The organism is Mycobacterium sp. IDUB_37, from assembly GCF_055419245.1.
The window spans coordinates 214,056-232,308 of sequence record NZ_JBVAXG010000006.1 but is presented as its reverse complement, the minus strand read 5'-3'; the positions used below and the strand labels follow the sequence as shown (position 1 = coordinate 232,308).

The following is an 18,253-nucleotide window of genomic DNA, read 5'->3' as shown; positions in this document are numbered from 1 at the left end:
ACCGACACCGACACCATCATCGAAGTGCGGGCGACCGACCTGACGCTGGACAAGTTCATCGACGCCACGACCCTGGCCGCCGTCTCGACGTTGCCCGGTGCCGGCGCTGAGGTGCGGACAGTGCTGCTGACCGGAGCGACCGGTTTCCTCGGGCGTTACCTGGCTCTGCAATTGCTGGAACAGATGGAACTGGCCGATGGCAAGCTGATCTGCCTGGTGCGGGCAGATTCCGACGAGCAGGCGCGGCACCGCCTGGACGTGGTGTTCGGCGAAGGTGACCCCAACGGCGACGCGCACCTGCTGACGCATTTTCGCGAACTGGCGGGCGATCATCTCGAGGTGATCGCAGGTGACAAGGCTGAACCCAATCTCGGCCTGGCTGAACCGGTTTGGCAGCGGCTGGCGGATACGGTCGACCTGATCGTCGATTCCGCGGCGCTGGTCAACGCTGTCCTGCCCTACGGCGAGTTGTTCGGGTCCAACGTCGGGGGCACCGCCGAACTGATCAAGATCGCACTCACCACCAAGCGCAAGTCCTACACGTACGTTTCGACCGCAGACGTCGGCGCCCAGATCGCGCCGTCGGCGTTCACCGAAGATGCCGATATTCGGGTCATCAGCCCTACCCGCACAGTCGACACCGGGTTGGCCAATGGCTACGGGACCAGCAAGTGGGCGGGCGAGGTATTGCTGCGCGAGGCCAACGATCTGTGTGGGCTGCCGGTGAAGGTGTTCCGTTGCGACATGCTGCTGGCCGACACCACCTATGCCGGCCAGATCAACGCTTCGGACATGGTCTCCCGGATGGTGCTGAGTCTGGTGGCCACCGGCCTCGCGCCCCGTTCGTTCTACCAGCTGGGCCCTGACGGAAACCGTAAGCGCGCCCATTTCGATGGTCTCTCAGTAGAGTTCGTCGCGGAAGCTGTCGTCGCGCTGAGCGTCCCGGTAGTCGACGGCTTCACGACCTACCACGTGATGAACCCGCACGACGACGGCATCGGGCCCGATGAGTACGTCGACTGGTTGATCCAAGCCGGCTATCCAATACAACGCATCGACGACTTCGACGAATGGCTGCAACGATTCGAGGCGGCACTTCGTGACCTGCCGGATCGTCAGCGCCGACACTCGGTGCTGCAGCTACTGTTGTTGCGCAATTCCAAGCAGATCAAGCCCGCTGAACCGATCCTCGGGTCCCAGGCACCCGCCGATCGATTCCGCGCCGCGGTGAAAGAGGCGAAAATCGGTCCGCACATCGATGATCCGGACATCCCGCACGTCTCGGCCGCGAACATCGTCAAGTACGTCACCGACTTAAAACTTCTCGGATTGCTCTAGGTAGCGCGATGCTTACTTTGCTTCGCGCGCACTGGGTCTCGATGACGGGAAGTGTCTTCCTGCTCGTCGTCGCGACTGCGCTCGCGCTGCTGCAGCCACTATTGGCCGGCCGACTCGTCGACCGCGCAGTGGCAGGCTCACCGATTCTCGCGTTGGCGATCGAGTTGCTGATCATGCTTGTCGGCCAGCTGGCACTGGAGTCGTTGGGCCATTTTCAGCTCGACAGGACCGGCGAACGCATCGTTTTTGAGTTACGCGCCGAGTTCACCAATCACGTTGTGCGCCTGCCTATCGGGATCTTGGACCGAGGCCGCACCGGCGACCTGCTCGCCCGTGGCACCAGCGACGCGAGTCTGGTGCAACTATTGCCCCGCGCCGTCGGCGACATCGTGTTCGGAGCGCTGATCTTGGCCGGAGCGGGCAGTTTGATGCTCAGTATCGACCCGGTCACCGTCGCCGTCGTGATCGCCGTCATGGCAGCGGGGCTCGTCGCCGGCAGTCCGTTTCTCGGCAGGATTCAGCGCGCCTCGCTGAACCGCCAAGTCGCGCTTGGCGATTACACGGCCGGGTTGGATCGCGCCCTGGGCGCCGCGCGCACCGTGAAGTTGTTTGGCGCCGAAGAGCGCGAGGCGGCGTCGATCGGTATCCACGCCCGCGCTGTCTACGACTTCGGGGTCCGAATAGCGTCAGGCGCCGCCACCAACCTCGCCCTGGTCCGGTTGGGCATCTTCGGTGCGTTCTTGGCGATCATGATCATGGATGGGCGCCGCGTCGCCGGTGGTGATTTGGCCGTCGGCCAATTCGTCAGTCTGTTCGCGTTCGCCATGTATGCGGTCTTTCCAGTCACCGCCGGCATGACCGCACTGGCCAACTTGCGCATATCGGCCGGCGCGTATCAACACTTGGTCGCTACCCTGCGGGAACTACCCGAAGGCGACCCGACACACCTCGCCGCGGCCGCCGTCGTGGGAGTGGCCCCGGCGGCGCAGACAGACCAAAAGACCTCGCCCCTGGTGGAATTCGACCGCGTTTCGTTTTCCTATGGCGTTGAGGGCGCAGCGAATGTCCTCGATGATGTCTCCTTCGCGCTTGCCCGCGATCAGGTCACCGCGCTGATCGGGCCATCCGGCGCCGGGAAGTCGACGATCCTCGCGCTGCTGTGCCGTTTCCACGAACCTGCCAACGGGGTGGTGTGCTGGGAAGGTCAGGATTTCCGCGATATCCCGCTGCGAGAACTGCGCGGCCGACTTGGACTGCTCGAACAGGACGCACCGGTGCTGCACGGCACCGTCCGCGACAACCTGCTTATCGCCGACCCGTCCGCAGCTGACGCCGATCTGTGGCGCGTGCTTGAACAGGCGAACATCGCAACCGAAATCGCCCGGCTTCCCGAGGGACTCGACACTGCCATCTTCGAGCGCGGACGCAGTCTTTCCGGCGGCCAACGGCAGCGACTGGCGCTGGCGCGGGCATTCCTGTCGCGGTCGCAGCTGATATTGATGGACGAACCCACTGCGCACCTCGATCGGGCCAACGAGTTCGACGTGATGACCAATCTTTTGCAGGCGCGTGGCCGGCGCAGTCTGCTCGTCGTCGCGCACCGGCTTTCTACCGTCATCAACGCCGATCAGATCCTGGTCTTGCAGCACGGCCGGATCCAAGCCAGCGGAACTCACGAGGAACTGCTCGGCAAGCCCGTCTACCGCGATCTCGTCGAACACGAACTACTGCGGCACTGAACAGAAGGGAATTGTCGTGCTGACTCGGATCGGCCGTCTAGCTCTCGACGCCCCACGGCGAATCATCGCCGTGGCCGTTCTGGTGTTGATCGGCGCCGCGATCTTCGGTGTTCCGGTGGTGAGCCATTTGTCCGCCGGGGGCGGGACTGATCCCGGCGCCGAGTCGTCGAAAGCGTCGGCACTGCTCGCTCAGAAATTCGACAAGGGCGATATGACCATGGTGATCGCCGTTACCTCCGCGGGCGGGGTGAAGGGACGGGAATCCAGAACTGTTGGGACCGATATCGTTGCGCGGCTGAAGAATTCACCCAACGCCCGCGAAGTGCAGTCGGCGTGGACCGGGCCGCCCGAGGCAGCACCGGCGTTCACCAGCCAGGACGGCAAAACGGGTCTGATCGTGGTCGCCGTCGGAGGCGGCGAGAGCAACGCCCAGCGCAACGCCAAACAGTTGGCCGACGAAGTTGTCCATGACCGCGACGGTGTGAGCGTGCGTGCCGGCGGGGATGCCGCGGTCTACTGGCAGGTGAATGCGCAGACGCAGCAGGATCTGTTCCTGATGGAGTCGGTCGCACTGCCGATGAGCTTTCTGGTGCTGATCTGGGTGTTCGGTGGGTTGGTCGCCGCCGCGCTTCCGGTTGCTGTTGGAATATCGGCGATACTCGGTTGCCTGGCTTCGCTGCGGGCGATCTCGATGTTCACCGATGTGTCGATCTTTGCTCTGAACCTGTCCGTGGCGATGGGCATGGCGTTGGCCGTCGATTACACCTTGTTGATCCTCAGCCGGTTTCGTGACGAGATGGCCGAAGGTCAGCCACGCGACGTGGCCTTGGTCCGCACCATGGCCACCGCCGGACGAACGGTGTTGTTCTCCGCGATGACGGTCGCGCTGTCGATGGCGACGATGGTCTTGTTCCCGGTGTACTTTCTGAAGTCATTTGCCTACGCGGGTGCCGCGGTGGTCGCTTTCGCTGCCGCGGCGGCGATCGTCGTGACACCGGCCGCGATCGTCCTGCTGGATCGCCGCCTCAATTCCTCGCGCACCCGCCCACGGATTCAGCGGATGCTCTGGGGCGTGCAGGGCAGGCCGGTATCGCTTGATCGGTGGTCCTGGTACCTATGGACGAAAAGTGTTATGCGCCATGCGATCCCGATCGGTGTAGCTATCACCGCGCTCCTGCTCCTGCTCGGCACGCCGTTCCGGGATGCGAAGTGGGGCTTCGCGGATGACCGCATACTGCCCACCACCGCGTCCGCGCGTCAGGTCGGGGATCTGCTGCGCAACGACTTTCCGGACCGTGGGGTGCCGGATGTTCAAGTGGTTCTTCCGGATGCGTCCAATCTGAGCCCGGCCGAACTGGACAGGTACGCCAAAGCCCTGTCGCGGGTGCCGGAAGTGAAGTGGGTGTCGACCTTTGGCGGCACGTTCGCCGATGGTGATCGATTCGGACAGCCTTCTGCGCCTTATGGAAATCGGGGCGGCAGCATCTATTTCACCGTCGGCACCACGGCACCGCTGTACTCGGCGGCGTCGACCAATCAACTCGATCGGTTGCATGCGGTGCCGGTTCCCAGGGGCAGAACGGCGTGGCTGACCGGTCTGGCGGCGAGCAACCGCGACAGTGTGCACGCAATCGCTGCGCGGCTGCCGTGGGTGCTCAGCGGCATTGCGGTGATCACAATGCTGCTGGTGTTCCTGCTGACCGGCAGTGTGGTGTTACCCGTCAAAGCCTTACTCATGAACACCCTTTCGCTGACAGCGGCGTTCGGCGCGCTGGTGTGGGTGTTCCAGGAGGGACACCTGGGCGGACTGGGGACGACGGCCACCGGCACTCTGGGCGTGCAGCTTCCGGTGTTGTTGTTCTGCATCGCTTTTGGCCTCTCGATGGACTACGAAGTCTTTCTGATCTCCCGGATCCGGGAGTATTGGCTGGCATCCGACCGCGGCCGGGGCGCCAACGACGAGAGCGTTGCGCTGGGTGTGGCGCACACCGCGCGAGTGATCACGGCAGCCGCATTGATCATGGCCATCTCGTTCTCGGCGTTGATGGCCGCGCAGGTGTCGTTCATGCGGTTGTTCGGATTCGGGCTGACGGTAGCCGTGTTGGCCGACGCCACGCTGGTGCGAATGCTGCTGGTGCCGGCCTTCATGCACCTGCTCGGTCGGATCAACTGGTGGGCGCCAAGACCACTGGCCCGACTGCACGATCGGTTCGGACTCAGCGAAGAAGTCCGTAGAACCGACTGAAGCACCTTCCAGCTTTCAGCGACAACCGCTGTGGCACAACAAAAGTTCCGCGGGTAGGCGGGCATTGCGGGTGCACTAGCGACTACGGTGCCGGCCATCGGCTGCAAGCAAGAATTTCGCAAGAATTCCGACAAGATGGGGCAAGCGTTGAGCGGCAACGTATGTGCTGTCGGTCACTACGGCCGGCTCCGCTCCGTCAGGGATTCACAGCTAGGCCAAAGGACACACGAACGTGGATACCGCCAACACGCTGAGGCCGACCATAGGTCATGACTTCGCCGGATTCAGGATCATTCGAGTGCTCGGCGCCGGTGGAATGGGCACGGTCTACTTGGCTGCGCACCCGCGCTTGCCGCGGGAGAATGCGCTGAAGATACTGCCCGCGGAACTCAGCGTCGACCCGGTATATCGAGCGCGGTTCGAGCGTGAGGCCGAATTGGCGGCCGACCTGGCGCATCCAAACATCGTCCGTATCCACGATCGCGGTGAATACCACGGCCAGTTCTGGCTTTCGATGGACTACGTGGCAGGAACAGATGTCGCGCGGTTGTTGCGGGACACCTATCCCGGTGGAATGCCACTCGATCAGGTCTTGCCGATCATCGCTGCGGTCGGGTCGGCCCTGGACTTCGCCCACGATCGGGGTCTACTGCATCGCGACGTGAAGCCGGCCAACATCCTGCTGACGGCGGGCGACGGAGAACCGCAGCGCGTCTACCTGGCGGACTTCGGCATCGCGCGGCGCATGGATGACGCCACCGGGTTGACGGCAACCAATTTCGCGGTGGGCACGGCCAACTACGCCGCGCCCGAGCAATTGAAGGGCGAGTACGTCGACGGACGCGCCGACCAGTATGCATTGGCCTGCACTGCATTTCATCTGCTGACCGGCGCCCCGCCATACGGCAACTCCAATCCCGCCGTGGTGATCGCGCAGCATGTCAGCGCCCCGCCGCCGTCGATCGGTACGCTGCGTCCACACTTGGCCGGGCTTGATTGGGTGTTTGCCGTCGCGATGGCGAAGGACCCGTCCCGCCGATTTTCCAGCTGCCGGGAGTTCATCGAGCAACTCACCCAACAGCCGAGTTTCGCCTACGCCGGCGAGATCCCGGGCGGCGCAACCTGGAACTATTCCCAAACCGGAGTGAGCATTACCAGCCCGAGGCTGCCGCGGCCGGAGCCGCTCGTCGACAACGGGCGTAAGCGGCGTCCCTTGAAGATCGCTACGGCCATCGTGGGTGCGCTGCTCTGTGCGCTCTTGCTGATGGCAGGCGGCGTTTTTGCGAGCATGAAGCTCGTTTCGCGTTTTCACTCGAATGGCAGCACCACCGCCACGGGCCCCGAGTCCGAGGCCAAGCCGACCACCCCGCCACCCAATACGGGTCCGTTCACCGGTTTCTACCAGGTCGAATACAGCGTGGTCACCGGCATTGACGGCCAACCGGCGCCAGTCGCACTGACCCCGACCACCGAAACGTGGGAGGTGCGCTCGGTGTGTGGGGCCGCCGGTTGCGTAGCGACCGCAGCCCGTTACGGCGGTAACACCGCCCAGGTGCCGACGATCGTGCTCGACGAGGTCGACGGCAATTGGATAGCCGTCAGCACCGGCTCGAGCACTTGCGACAACGCTGAAGGGGAAGTCTGGCAGACGTTCTCATTGCAGCAGCGTCCGGACGGCATCTTCACCGGCGAACTCATTCAGGTCATGGGCAAGGGTTGCGCCAATAAGCGAACGGTGACGTTCACCCGCACCGGAGAAGTCGATGTCAACAAGCTGCCCGACCCGGCCGGGTTACCGCCACGGGTGAATTCGCCGGCGGCTGCCCTGCGCGGCAACTACCACCAAACAACAAGGCAGCCAAATGGTTTCAAAGAACAGCGGGAACTCGCTGCACGCACCGATTGCCTACGTACGGGCGCGCGCTGCGTAACGGTGTTCCACACCGCACCGGCCACGGTCATGTTGCTGTTGTACAGCGACGAGACCTGGCTCTACGAGCGTGAGTTCGACGCAAAGTGCTGGAAGGGCGGCATGGCGCATGTCAAAATAGTTGTCCCGTTCACACTCCCGCAGCCGGCCCAGGATCCGATCACGTTGCTCGCCGGTCACGGCCATGAGGAAATAACCGGAACCTCCTGCCCGGGAACGGATGTCGACGTCAGCTTCGCCCGGACCGGCGACTGATGCGTCGCAACCAGAACATCGCCGTGCCGGCGGCAAGCACCGCGCAGCCGGCGACCACCGACGATGCGGGCAGCGCGAAAGCTACCGCAACACAGCCGATTAAGCCGATCAGGGAAACGACTTTGAGTGGTGCGCCTTCGTCAGGCCGCAAGCTGAACGCGGAAGCATTGGCGATCGCGTAGTAAACCAGCACCGCGAACGATGAGAAGCCGATCGCACCACGCAGATCCACCGTTGCCGCCAGTATCGCCGCGACCGCTCCGACAGCGACCTCCGCACGGTGCGGAACCCCGAACCGCTGATGCACCGCATCGAGTTGCCGCGGAAGATGACGATCGCGCGACATCGCCAAAACGGTGCGTGACACCCCCAACAGCAACGACATCAATGAACCCAGCGCCGCCACCACGGCGCCGATCGCGATGATCGACAACAACCAGGTGGAACCCGCCGCTCGCGCCGCGTCCACCAGAGGTGTGCTCGTCGCAGCCAGGCGCCGTGGGCCCAACACGATCAGCACGGCGATCGCGACAGCCGCGTAGATGGCGAAGGCGATCGCCAGGGCGGTCAGTATCGCCCGGGGAATCGTGCGCGCGGGGGAGCGAACCTCCTCGCCCAACGTCGCGATGCGTGCGTAGCCGGCAAACGCGAAGAACAGCAACCCCGCCGACTGCATCACACCTGCGGGCGATACCCGCCCTGACAGCGACAGATTCGCGAGGTTGCCGGCCCCGCTGCCGAACAGGGCCACCAGGACTCCCACCAATACGAGGAGCACCGTCGCAACGATGACGCGTACCAGCCACGTCGATTTCTGCACTCCGAAGTAATTGACCGCCGTCAGCGTGAGAACCGCCAGCACCGCCAGCAGATGGGCGTGCGCGGGCCATGCGTACCACCCGACCGTCAGCGCCATTGCCGCGCAGGACGCGGTCTTCCCGACGACGAAACCCCAGCCGGCGAGATACCCCCAGAACTCGCCGAGTCGCTCGCGACCGTAAACATAGGTGCCCCCAGAGATGGGATACAGCGCCGCCAACCGCGCCGAGGACGTCGCGTTGCAGTAGGCGAGAACACCCGCGACAGCCAAGCCGATCAGCAACCCCGTTCCGGCAGCCCGCGCGGCCGGGGCCAGTGCCGCAAAGATTCCCGCGCCGACCATCGAGCCCAGGCCGATCACCACCGCGTCGCCCAGTCCAAGGCTGCGCGGCAAACCTGACCGGGTCATCCTGCGCCAGCCAACAACTCCTGAAAGGCGTTGTCCATGCATTCGGCGTAGTGAGCCGGGTCCGGCAGGGCGTCGCGATCGGCGGTGGCGCTGATCGACAAGGTGCCGTTATAGCTCGCCACGGCATGGCACAGGTTCAGCCCGCCGATCAGCGGGCCGAGGCCGGCCGCGCTGAGCAGCCGGGCTCCGCGGAAATACAGCGGTACAGGAGGACCCGGCACGTTGGTGACCGTGGTGTTGGCAACGGTTGGACCCGAGAACGGTAGGACGCTTGCGGCCTTCGCGGTGACGCCGAGTAGGACCGTCGGCAATGTCGCCACCAGTTCGAGCATCTGGGTTCGGGTGGATTGTTCTGACTCCGAACGGCTTTCTGCGGTGGCCTCGGCGATGGTCGCCAGCCTTTCGATCGGGTCGGCGATGTCGGTTGCGAGCGTCTGCAGCCGGCCGGCCAGCATATTGCCCTTACTGCTGGTGTCGCCCGCCTCGCGCAGCGATATCGGGCAAGCCGCCACGAGCGACTCCTCGGGCAGCTCGCCGTGGCCACTCAGATATTCGCGAAGGGCCCCACCTACGTACGCGAGCGCCACGTCGTTGACCGTTGCACCCGGCACGCAGGCTTTGATCCGCTTGAAATCGTCGAGAGCGTGGAACCGCGCCTCGAAGACCCGGTGTGGCGACACGGTCTGGTTGAATCGGGTTTTGGGCGGAAACGTGGGCCTGTTGCCGTCGGCCACGCTGCTCACCAGGCCGCCTACCAATTTGGCCGGTAGCCCGACGAGGCCCCGCACCAGGTCCGGTGCACTCGCGGCAACCACCTTGCCGGCCCGCACCGGGTGCAGCACCGCGTTGATTGCCGTCCGGGACAGCAAATCCGCCGTCGAGGGCAGGGCGGCAGGCTGCCAAGGGCGATCTGGGCCCGGCGGCCGGGGACTGTCCGCGGCGAGGTCGTGCAATGCCGCGATCATCTGCACGCTCGCCATGCCGTCGACCGCGCAGTGATGCAGCTTCAACGCCATGGCGAAGGAGCCCTTCGGCACCCCCGGTACCGCATTGAGCCCCTCGATGACGGTGATCTCCCAGGGCGGGCGGCGCAGGTCGATCTGCCTGGCGTGTAGCCGCGCGACCTGAATGCACAGCTGTCGCCAGTCGCCCGGCTGCGGCAGCCCGATGTGGCGGACGTGATATTCCAGGTCGAAGTTGGGGTCCTCGACCCAATACGGCATGTGCAGACCGCCCGGCAACTCGGTCAGGCGCCGGCGAAAGACATCCGCGAGGTGCAGCCGAGCATCGAGTTCCTCCAATATGCCTTTGAAGGTCACTTTGCCGCCCGCGGCGGTGGACGGGTCGTATATCAGCAGCAACTGAATCTGCAGCGGCGTCGATGGCGTCTCGGCCCGCAGCATCATGTCGTCGCTCCAACTCAGCTGCTGCACAGCGGGCCTCCTGATCGCGGTTCGGTCCGAATTCGTCTCACGTTCGCAACCTACGCTGCGCCACCGTTGACGCGGGCGTAACAAGATTGCCATCGAAGCTTCCTACGGTGAGGCGGTCTAGCGTCCGTAAATCAGTTCAGCACGGACCCCTGAGCGATAGGAACTCATTTGAGCGGCAACGCGGTCCGCCTGCAGGCGATCAACAACGTAGAGGCCTACGTCCCCCCGGCGATCAGTTTCGTAGCCGGCGAAGCCCCCGGCGAGATCTTCGGCGCCAACGTCTTCACCAAGGCCGAGATGCAGGCACGGCTGCCCAAGGCCGTGTACAAGTCCCTCGTAGCGACGATCGAAAAAGGCACCAAGCTAGACCAGGCGGTGGCCGACGCGGTCGCGGTAGCCATGAAGGACTGGGCGCTGGAAAAGGGCGCGACCCACTACGCGCACGTTTTCTACCCGATGACCGGCCTGACCGCGGAGAAGCACGACAGCTTCCTGGACCCGGTCGGCGACGGCACCACGCTCGCCGAGTTCGCCGGCAAGACCCTTATCCAGGGTGAACCCGACGCCTCCAGCTTCCCGTCGGGCGGCTTGCGCAGCACGTTCGAGGCTCGCGGCTACACCGGCTGGGATGCAACCAGCCCGGCCTACATTCTGGAGAACCCGAACGGCAACACGCTGTGTATCCCGACGGTGTTCGTCTCGATGACCGGTGAGGCACTGGACTACAAGACGCCGCTGCTGCGCAGCCAGCAGGCCATGGGTGTGCACGCCGAACGCATTTTGGAACTATTCGGCCACAAAGAGCTGAACAAGGTGGTGGCATTCTGCGGCCCGGAGCAGGAGTACTTCCTGGTCGACCGGCACTTCTTCCTGGCGCGTCCCGACCTGGTCAATGCCGGTCGCACTCTATTCGGCGCCAAGCCGCCGAAAGGTCAGGAATTCGACGACCACTACTTCGGCGCAGTGCCGGAGCGCGTTCTGGGCTTCATGATGGACACCGAGCGGGAGCTGTTCAAGCTCGGTATCCCCGCCAAGACCCGGCACAACGAGGTGGCCCCCGGCCAATTCGAGATTGCGCCGATGTTCGAGCGGGGCAACATCGCCTCCGACCACCAGCAACTGCTGATGACGATCTTCAAGACGGTCGCCAAAAAGCACGGCATGGAATGCCTGTTCCACGAGAAGCCGTTCGCCGGCGTCAACGGGTCCGGTAAGCACGTCAACTTCTCACTCGGCAATTCCGAGCTGGGCTCGCTGCTGGTTCCTGGCGACACCCCACACGAGAATGCCCAGTTCCTGGTTTTCTGCGCCGCGGTGATCCGGGCGGTGCATAAGTTCTCCGGGTTGCTCCGGGTCTCGGTGGCCTCGGCCACCAACGACCACCGCCTTGGCGCCAACGAGGCGCCGCCGGCCATCATCTCGATCTTCCTCGGCGAACAACTCGCCGACGTGTTCGAGCAGATCGCCAAAGGCGCGGCCACCTCATCAAAGGGCAAGGGCACCATGATTATTGGTGTCGACACCCTACCGTCGTTGCCGACAGATCCCGGTGACCGCAACCGCACCAGCCCGTTCGCCTTCACGGGAAACCGGTTCGAGTTCCGGGCGCCCGGATCCGGGCAGACCGTCGCCGTGCCGTTGATCGTGCTCAACACGATCATGGCGGATTCGTTGGACTACATGGCAACGATCCTGGAGAAGGCGGTCGAGGACGGCCAGGACTTCGATGGCGCAGTGCAGAAGCTGCTCACCGATGTCATCACCGAGCACGGTGCGGTGGTCTTCAACGGGGACGGATACTCGGACAACTGGCAGACCGAGGCCGCCGAGCGCGGCTTGCCGAACCTCAAGACCACGCTGGACGCGATTCCGGAGCTCATCAAGCCAGAAGCGGTCGAAGTCTTCGAGAAATACGGGGTCTTCAATGAGCGCGAGTTGCACAGCCGCTACGAAGTCCGGTTGGAACAGTACGCATTGACCATCGCTGTCGAGGCCAAGCTGGCGCTGGAGATAGGGACGACGATCATCCTGCCCGCCGCGATCCGCTACCAGACCGAACTCGCGCAGAACGTCGCGACGATGAAGGCTGCCGGTATTGAACCGAGCACGCTTGCTCTGGAAGCTGTCTCGGCTCCGCTTGCCGATCTCTCGACGGCTCTCTCGACGTTGAAGGCGGCGCTGACCGATCACTCAGCCGAGTCGGCGCTGGACGAAGCCGCACATGCCCAGCATGAGCTGCTGCCGGCGATGGAGGCGGTGCGCACCGCCGCTGACGCGTTGGAAGGTGTTGTGGCCGATGATCTTTGGCCGCTTCCCACCTACCAGGAGATGCTGTACATCCTCTGAGGTTGCGCGTTGGGAATCCCAACCTGAACGTCGTCGGGTGTGGGGGTCGGCCGCGCGAGCGGCACTGGTGATTCGGGACCCCCACACCCGGCGATCCTTTTTTATGGGATCCGTCGGCGCACAGCGTCGGCGTTAGCGTTTCGAAACATCTCGGTTTGGATCTATCTGGTGCGGTGGCGATCAATCAGCTGCGCCGCATGGTGAACTCCTCTTGCCCGCGACGGGGCGCGGGCTCTGCGTTTGCTTGAGTCTGTTAGTAAGGCTACGGTAAGGAACTACGGGCGGAGGGCCGAGAGGGCAGGTACTTACGTAGATAGTCAGCCGCCGACCGGACCACTGGGTTCCGGGCTGGCCGCAGGACGGTCCGCGTCGCGTGACGAGGGTGTCGGCGGTGGCCCCAACTGAAATTCCGCCTCGACGAAGGCGTACTCGAAAAGCTTTTGCCGCAATGCGGCGGTTCTTTATCGAAATTGCACGGCTACGTGATCTTGCGCCGACCCGCGTCGCTCGCGCGTAACAATACTTTGAGGATCGGACGTAACCGCAATGCAATTCGCGAACCGTTACTTGCTGTGCGCTGTCGCGCAAACGCCCCGTGCCTCTGTTCCCGGATCTTCTTGAGAATGGCAATCACCGACATACCTGAATACGCACACCTGAGTGATGCGGACTTAGACGGCCTTGCTGCCGAATTAGAATCAATTCGTTGCGATATCGAGGCTTCGCGCGGAGTCGCAGATCGAAAATACATCAAGCGCGCAATCGCTTTTCACCGATGCTTTGAGATCGCGGCGAGGCTGACGATCGCCGGCACCCGGGGCAAATTCGGCTGGACCGTGGGAACCGGCGCCCTGGCTGCGGCCAAGTGCATCGAGAACATGGAACTCGGACACAACATCAGCCACGGCCAATGGGATTGGATGAACGACCCGGAAATCCATTCCACCACGTGGGAGTGGGACATGGCCGGTCTTACCTCGCAGTGGCAGTACTCCCACAACTATCGTCATCACGTCTACTCGAATGTCGTCGGCGTCGATGAGGATCTCGGCTTCGGAGTCATGCGGGTAACCCGCGACCAGGAGTGGCGGCCCAGCACGTTGGCTCAGCCTGTGTACGCGTTTCTGCTCGCTCTCGCCTTCGAATGGGGAGTCGCACTACACGGCCTGTTTGCGGTGCAGAATCGCGAGACTGCAGATGACGCGCGCAAATCGGCGAACAAGTCAGCACTCATCCGCAAAATGATTCGTCAAGCCGGCAAAGATTACGTTTTCTTTCCCGCGCTCAGTCGGCGGCGTTGGCGCCGGACGTTCGCTGCCAATGTGGTTGCCAACGGGTTGCGCAATGTATGGGCATGCATAGTGATCATCTGTGGTCACTTCACGGACGGGGCGGAAAAGTTCGCCGCTTCGGTGCTAGAGGACGAGACCAAACCTGAATGGTATCTCCGGCAAATATTGGGTACCGCGAATTTCAATGCCGGACCGGTGTTGGGCTTTATGTGTGGAAACCTCTGCTACCAAATCGAACACCATCTTTTTCCCGACCTACCGCACAATCGCCTGCCGGAGATTTCCGAGCGGGTGCGGGCTTTGTGCGCCACCTACGACCTGCCGTACACCACGGGCCCCCTGCATCGCCAGTACCTGCTCACCGTGCGCACCATCTGCAAGTTGGCGCTACCGGACGGGCTTCTCTTCGCCGACTCCGACGACGCACCCGAGACGGCGTCCGAGCACCGATTTCGGGATGCCACGGCACAACCACGGTTATCCGGCGATGCGAACAACGCGCCGCGACGCGGATTGTCGACTGCAATACTCGCCCGCCGCAATCGGCACCACTCCGCCACCGCGGTCGTCGGGAAGCCTTAGCGAGCGCGGCGGCATCTCGACGTCCGGCGCTGCCCGCACCGCGTGCAGCTAAGGACCAGTCGGTGGTGCCGCACCCATTTCGGAGTCCAATTCGGGCGAATCCGCTCCCCAGGTGCCCGGCATCATCGGCAGGGTCGGCGCGTCGGTGAACGAATCGCCGGCAAGCGCGGTCAACCCGGCAGCCGTACGAATTCTGGATTTTGTTGCGGTGCCGGCGAACCCGAGCGGCCCGGCCCCGCTGGCTGAGCCAGCGGCGTCATCGAGGGGCTCCTCGGGCGACCAGCCTGGTCCATTGTCCATGGTCAGGAACTCGTCGCAGTAGCCGCGGTTCTTCACATCCTGGCGGCGACGCCGCCGAGCCGTCGCCTTTGCGCTGGCTGCGGCCGCCGCGGCCGCCGCGGCCGAGATCCCCGATGCCGGCGCGCTCGCCGTCGACTTGTTACGCAGATTCGGGCCGAAGACCGGACCTGGGTCCGGCCCGGCAACCAGGTATGCGAAACCCGGTGCGGCCGGCGCCGCGGCCGGGGCCGGGGCTGGTGCAGGTGCGGGTGCTTGCGGGGGTGGCGAGGGTGCCGACGGTGCCGCGCCCGCGGTCATGGTGGGTGAAATGCTGGCGACGGTCACGAGTTGCTGCTCGGCGGGGACCGCGGGCACCTCGGCCGCCAATTCGGCCGGAACTTCGGCGATTCCACTCAGGGCGAGCCCGAGAACCAAGGGGAGCGTGACGGCGGGACCCGCTACCGCGGCGTATATCGGCGTCCCCATCACCGCGAAGGTAACCGCGTAGATACCGACGAAGAACAGCGGCATCCAGGTGACGATCGCGGTCGCGGGGCTGGTGGCGAAGTCGGTGATCAGCTGCACCAGGGTGCCCAATGGGTTGAGTAGCAGTTGCTTGAGCGCTGCCCACATGCTGCTGAAATGCTCGGACCAGGCGAACAAGTCCGCGATGTAGTCGTGGAAGGTGAAACCCAGGATGGTGATCGTGTCCGGCCGGTACTGTGCGGGTTCCGCGGTAGCTCCGGTGACGATCTGCGGCGCCGGACTCGACGGTTGCACCGCAGACAGGGCTGCGGTCGAAACCGCTTGGTAGACACTCATCACCGTGGCTGCCTGAACCCACATCCGGACATAGTCCGCTTCGTTCAGGGCGATCGGGATCGTGTTGATGCCGAAGAAGTTCGTTGCGAGCAGCACACCGTGCACGGTGTGGTTCGCTGCCAGCTCGGGAAGCGTCGGCATTGCGGCAAGTGCGACGGCATAAGCGGCAGCGGCCGCCTGATGCTGTGCGGCGGCCTCGGCGCTGGTGGCGCTGCTCTGGGTCAGCCAAGCCAGATAGGGGCCATGTGCCGCCGCGTACTGCACAGCGGTCGGCCCCTCCCAGGTGCCACCCCGGGCGGCCGCGAGAATGGCGGAGAGCTCCGCCGCGGCCGCGGTGTACTCGGCGCTCAGGGCATCCCACGCCGACGCGGCCGCCAACAACGCTGCGGGGCCTGGGCCGCTGCTCAGCAGAGTTGAATGCACCTCGGGTGGTGCGGCCATCCACACGGGAGCGGTCATGAGCGGCCCTCGCTATCGAATGAACACTCGCCTGAAGAAGTAACGTCCTCAGCAGTTCTCGTAGTCACTGTCGTGTCCAGAAAGCGTTGCGAGCGCCCCTGTCTCCTTACTTAGTTACCCTAGCCTTACTTCAGCGAAAGTTAGTATTGCATAACCTCACTTTCAGTTGTCGGTTCTGTCGGCAAAATTAGACGTCGGGTGGCTAGTTGCGGCGGCAGCGGCAGGTGAGGTCAGTCCCAAAGCATCCCGACTGAATATTCGCGGGCCAGAAGCACTGCTCATTGCACCCTAAAATCGTCGCAACCATTAGCCTTATGCCTGGCACGCCACCGCGTACTCCTACTCGTGCCCGGCGCAGGCAATGGTCGGGTTGCGTGGAGGCGCCTAGGGCCGGTTAGCTGCGCGGAAGGCGGGTTGAGGAGTCGGCGATGGGTGATACGAGCGAAGTTTCGCGCGAGGGTTCACAGTTCGGCCCCTACAAGCTGCGACGCCTGGTGGGCCGCGGCGGGATGGGCGACGTCTACGAGGCCGAAGACACCGTCCGGGAGCGCGTTGTTGCGCTCAAACTGATGTCGCAATCCCTGTCCAAGGATCCGGTATTCCGCACCCGGATGCAGCGCGAGGCCCGCACCGCCGGCCGACTGCAGGAACCACACGTCGTGCCGATTCATGACTACGGCGAGATCGACGGTCAGCTCTATGTGGACATGCGGCTGATCGACGGCAAAGACCTCGCCGCCATGCTGAAGCGTTACGGACCGCTTCCCCCGGCGCGCGCGGTCGCGGTGATCCGCCAGATCGGTTCGGCGCTCGACGCGGCGCACGCCGCCGGCGTAACGCACCGCGACGTCAAGCCGGAGAACATCCTGGTCAGCGGGGATGATTTCGCCTACCTGGTGGATTTCGGAATCGCCAGTGCCGGCACCGACGAGAAGCTCACCCAGCTCGGCAGCACGGTGGGCACCCTCTACTACATGGCACCGGAACGCTTCGGCGAAGCCGAAGTGACTTACCGGGCCGACATCTACGCGTTGGCTTGCGTACTGCACGAGTGCCTGGTGGGGAGCCCGCCGTTCCGGGGTGACCAGCTCAGCGTGATGGGCGCCCATCTGAACCAGGCGGTTCCGCGGCCCAGCGTTGCGCGGCCCGGCATTCCGGTCGCCTTCGACGATGTGATCGCGCGTGGCATGGCCAAGGATCCGGCCGACCGCTACGCCACCTGCGGCGATCTGTCGGCCGCCGCTTATGCGGCGCTGGCCACGCCGGATAAGGATCGCGCCACCGACATCCTGGAGCGAAGCCAGGTTGCGCAGGTGCCACCCCATCTTGCCAACCAATTCCCAGGCGGTTACGCACCGGCGCAGTACCAAGGTGGCTCGTCCGGCTCCCAGGGCGGCAATTGGCCGGCACCGTCGGGCCAGCTACCTGCCCACGCCGGGCAATCGGGGACGCCCCCGAGTGGGCCGATGGCGTCGGTGCCCTGGCCGAACACTCAGGGCTGGGGTACGCCACCCGGAGGCAACACCGGATCGCCGCAGTGGGGGCAACCGCCATCACCGCCGACCCGGCTGCTGCGCAAGCCCTGGGTCTGGGCGGGGCTTGCTATCGCGGTGATCGTCGCTGTCGCCAGTGGCGTGATTATCGGCTTTTCCAATCCACACAAGTCGTCATCGCCGCCGTCGACGTCCTCCACGCCGGCGCCTGCCGCGGACGCCGTCGAACTCCGCGTTCTCAACGACGGTGTTTTCGTCGGCAGCTCGGCGGCAGTCGCCACCATCGACGTCTTCAACGAACCGATCTGCCCGCCGTGCGGTGCGTTCATCAGGTCCTACGCCAGCGATATCGACAACGCGGTCAACAACAAGAAGCTGGCGGTGCGTTACCACCTGCTCACGTTCCTCGACGAGCAGTCGCACACGAAGAACTACTCGACTCGTGCCGTAGCGGCGTCGTACTGTGTCGCGACGCAAAACGACCCGAAGGTGTACAGCGCCTTCTATTCGGCCATGTTCAGCAGCGAATTTCAGCCACAGGAGAATGCTCCGGCAGACCGCACCGATGCCGAGTTGGCCCACCTGGCGCAGACCGTCGACGCCAATGCGACCGCTGTCAGCTGCATCAAGTCCGGGGCCGACCTCGGCACCGCCCAATCCAAGTCGGCCGCTTCCAGCGCCACGCTGGCCGGCTTCAATGCCAACGGCACGCCCTTCGTGTGGGACGGCACCGGTGCGGTGGACTTGCAGAACCCGAACTGGCTGACGAAGCTGATCGGCTGACTTCCCGGCTGCGGTCATTAGAGTGAGGC

Annotated in this window: 10 protein-coding genes; 7 read left to right on the top strand and 3 right to left on the bottom strand. The window is 64.2% G+C overall.

All coding sequences use genetic code 11. The features are described from left to right. The first annotated feature begins 24 nt into the window (after positions 1-24). From ACZY1I_RS21420 to ACZY1I_RS21405, 4 genes are all read left to right on the top strand, one after another. Positions 25-1,338 carry a thioester reductase domain-containing protein gene (locus ACZY1I_RS21420; RefSeq protein WP_463757162.1) on the top strand — a complete coding sequence of 438 codons (1,314 nt, stop codon included), beginning with the start codon at positions 25-27 and terminating at the stop codon, positions 1,336-1,338. Positions 1,339-1,346: 8 nt separating this feature from the next. Beyond that, positions 1,347-3,077 (top strand): ABC transporter ATP-binding protein, encoded by a 1,731-nt coding sequence (locus ACZY1I_RS21415; RefSeq protein ID WP_463756801.1) that lies wholly within the window; start codon positions 1,347-1,349, stop codon positions 3,075-3,077. Between the two features lie 16 nt (positions 3,078-3,093). Next, complete coding sequence (locus ACZY1I_RS21410) at positions 3,094-5,322, top strand: MMPL family transporter (protein ID WP_463756799.1); 2,229 nt, start codon at positions 3,094-3,096, stop codon at positions 5,320-5,322. Positions 5,323-5,554: 232 nt separating this feature from the next. Then, positions 5,555-7,507, top strand: coding sequence for a serine/threonine-protein kinase (locus ACZY1I_RS21405; protein ID WP_463756796.1), 1,953 nt, complete (start codon positions 5,555-5,557; stop codon positions 7,505-7,507). Here the strand turns inward: ACZY1I_RS21405 and ACZY1I_RS21400 are convergent. Both ACZY1I_RS21400 and ACZY1I_RS21395 read right to left on the bottom strand, forming a co-directional pair. Next, the gene (locus ACZY1I_RS21400) at positions 7,482-8,735 is read right to left on the bottom strand and encodes an APC family permease (protein WP_463756793.1); all 1,254 of its coding nucleotides are present in this window, start codon (positions 8,733-8,735) and stop codon (positions 7,482-7,484) included. The genes ACZY1I_RS21405 and ACZY1I_RS21400 overlap by 26 nt on opposite strands. Beyond that, positions 8,732-10,168: a WS/DGAT/MGAT family O-acyltransferase gene (locus ACZY1I_RS21395; RefSeq protein WP_463756791.1), complete on the bottom strand. Its 1,437-nt coding sequence runs from the start codon at positions 10,166-10,168 to the stop codon at positions 8,732-8,734. The genes ACZY1I_RS21400 and ACZY1I_RS21395 overlap by 4 nt, the downstream gene beginning before the upstream one ends. Before the next feature lie 168 nt (positions 10,169-10,336). On the opposite strand from ACZY1I_RS21395, the gene ACZY1I_RS21390 reads away from it, so the two are divergent. Further along, positions 10,337-12,514, top strand: a complete 2,178-nt coding sequence (locus ACZY1I_RS21390; RefSeq protein ID WP_463756788.1) for a glutamine synthetase III family protein — start codon at positions 10,337-10,339, stop codon at positions 12,512-12,514. Positions 12,515-13,137: 623 nt separating this feature from the next. Further along, a complete protein-coding gene (locus tag ACZY1I_RS21385; RefSeq protein WP_463756786.1) occupies positions 13,138-14,388 on the top strand; it encodes a fatty acid desaturase family protein in 1,251 nt (416 codons plus the stop codon). Positions 14,389-14,436: 48 nt separating this feature from the next. Here ACZY1I_RS21385 and ACZY1I_RS21380 read toward each other — a convergent pair whose 3' ends face one another. Further along, entirely contained in the window at positions 14,437-15,948 is a 1,512-nt protein-coding gene (locus tag ACZY1I_RS21380) for a PPE domain-containing protein (RefSeq protein WP_463756784.1), read from the bottom strand. A 428-nt stretch (positions 15,949-16,376) separates the two neighbouring features. Here ACZY1I_RS21380 and ACZY1I_RS21375 point away from each other — a divergent pair, with 428 nt between their 5' ends. Continuing rightward, positions 16,377-18,224 carry a serine/threonine protein kinase PknE gene (locus ACZY1I_RS21375; RefSeq protein ID WP_463756781.1) on the top strand — a complete coding sequence of 616 codons (1,848 nt, stop codon included), beginning with the start codon at positions 16,377-16,379 and terminating at the stop codon, positions 18,222-18,224. Positions 18,225-18,253: the final 29 nt, after the last annotated feature.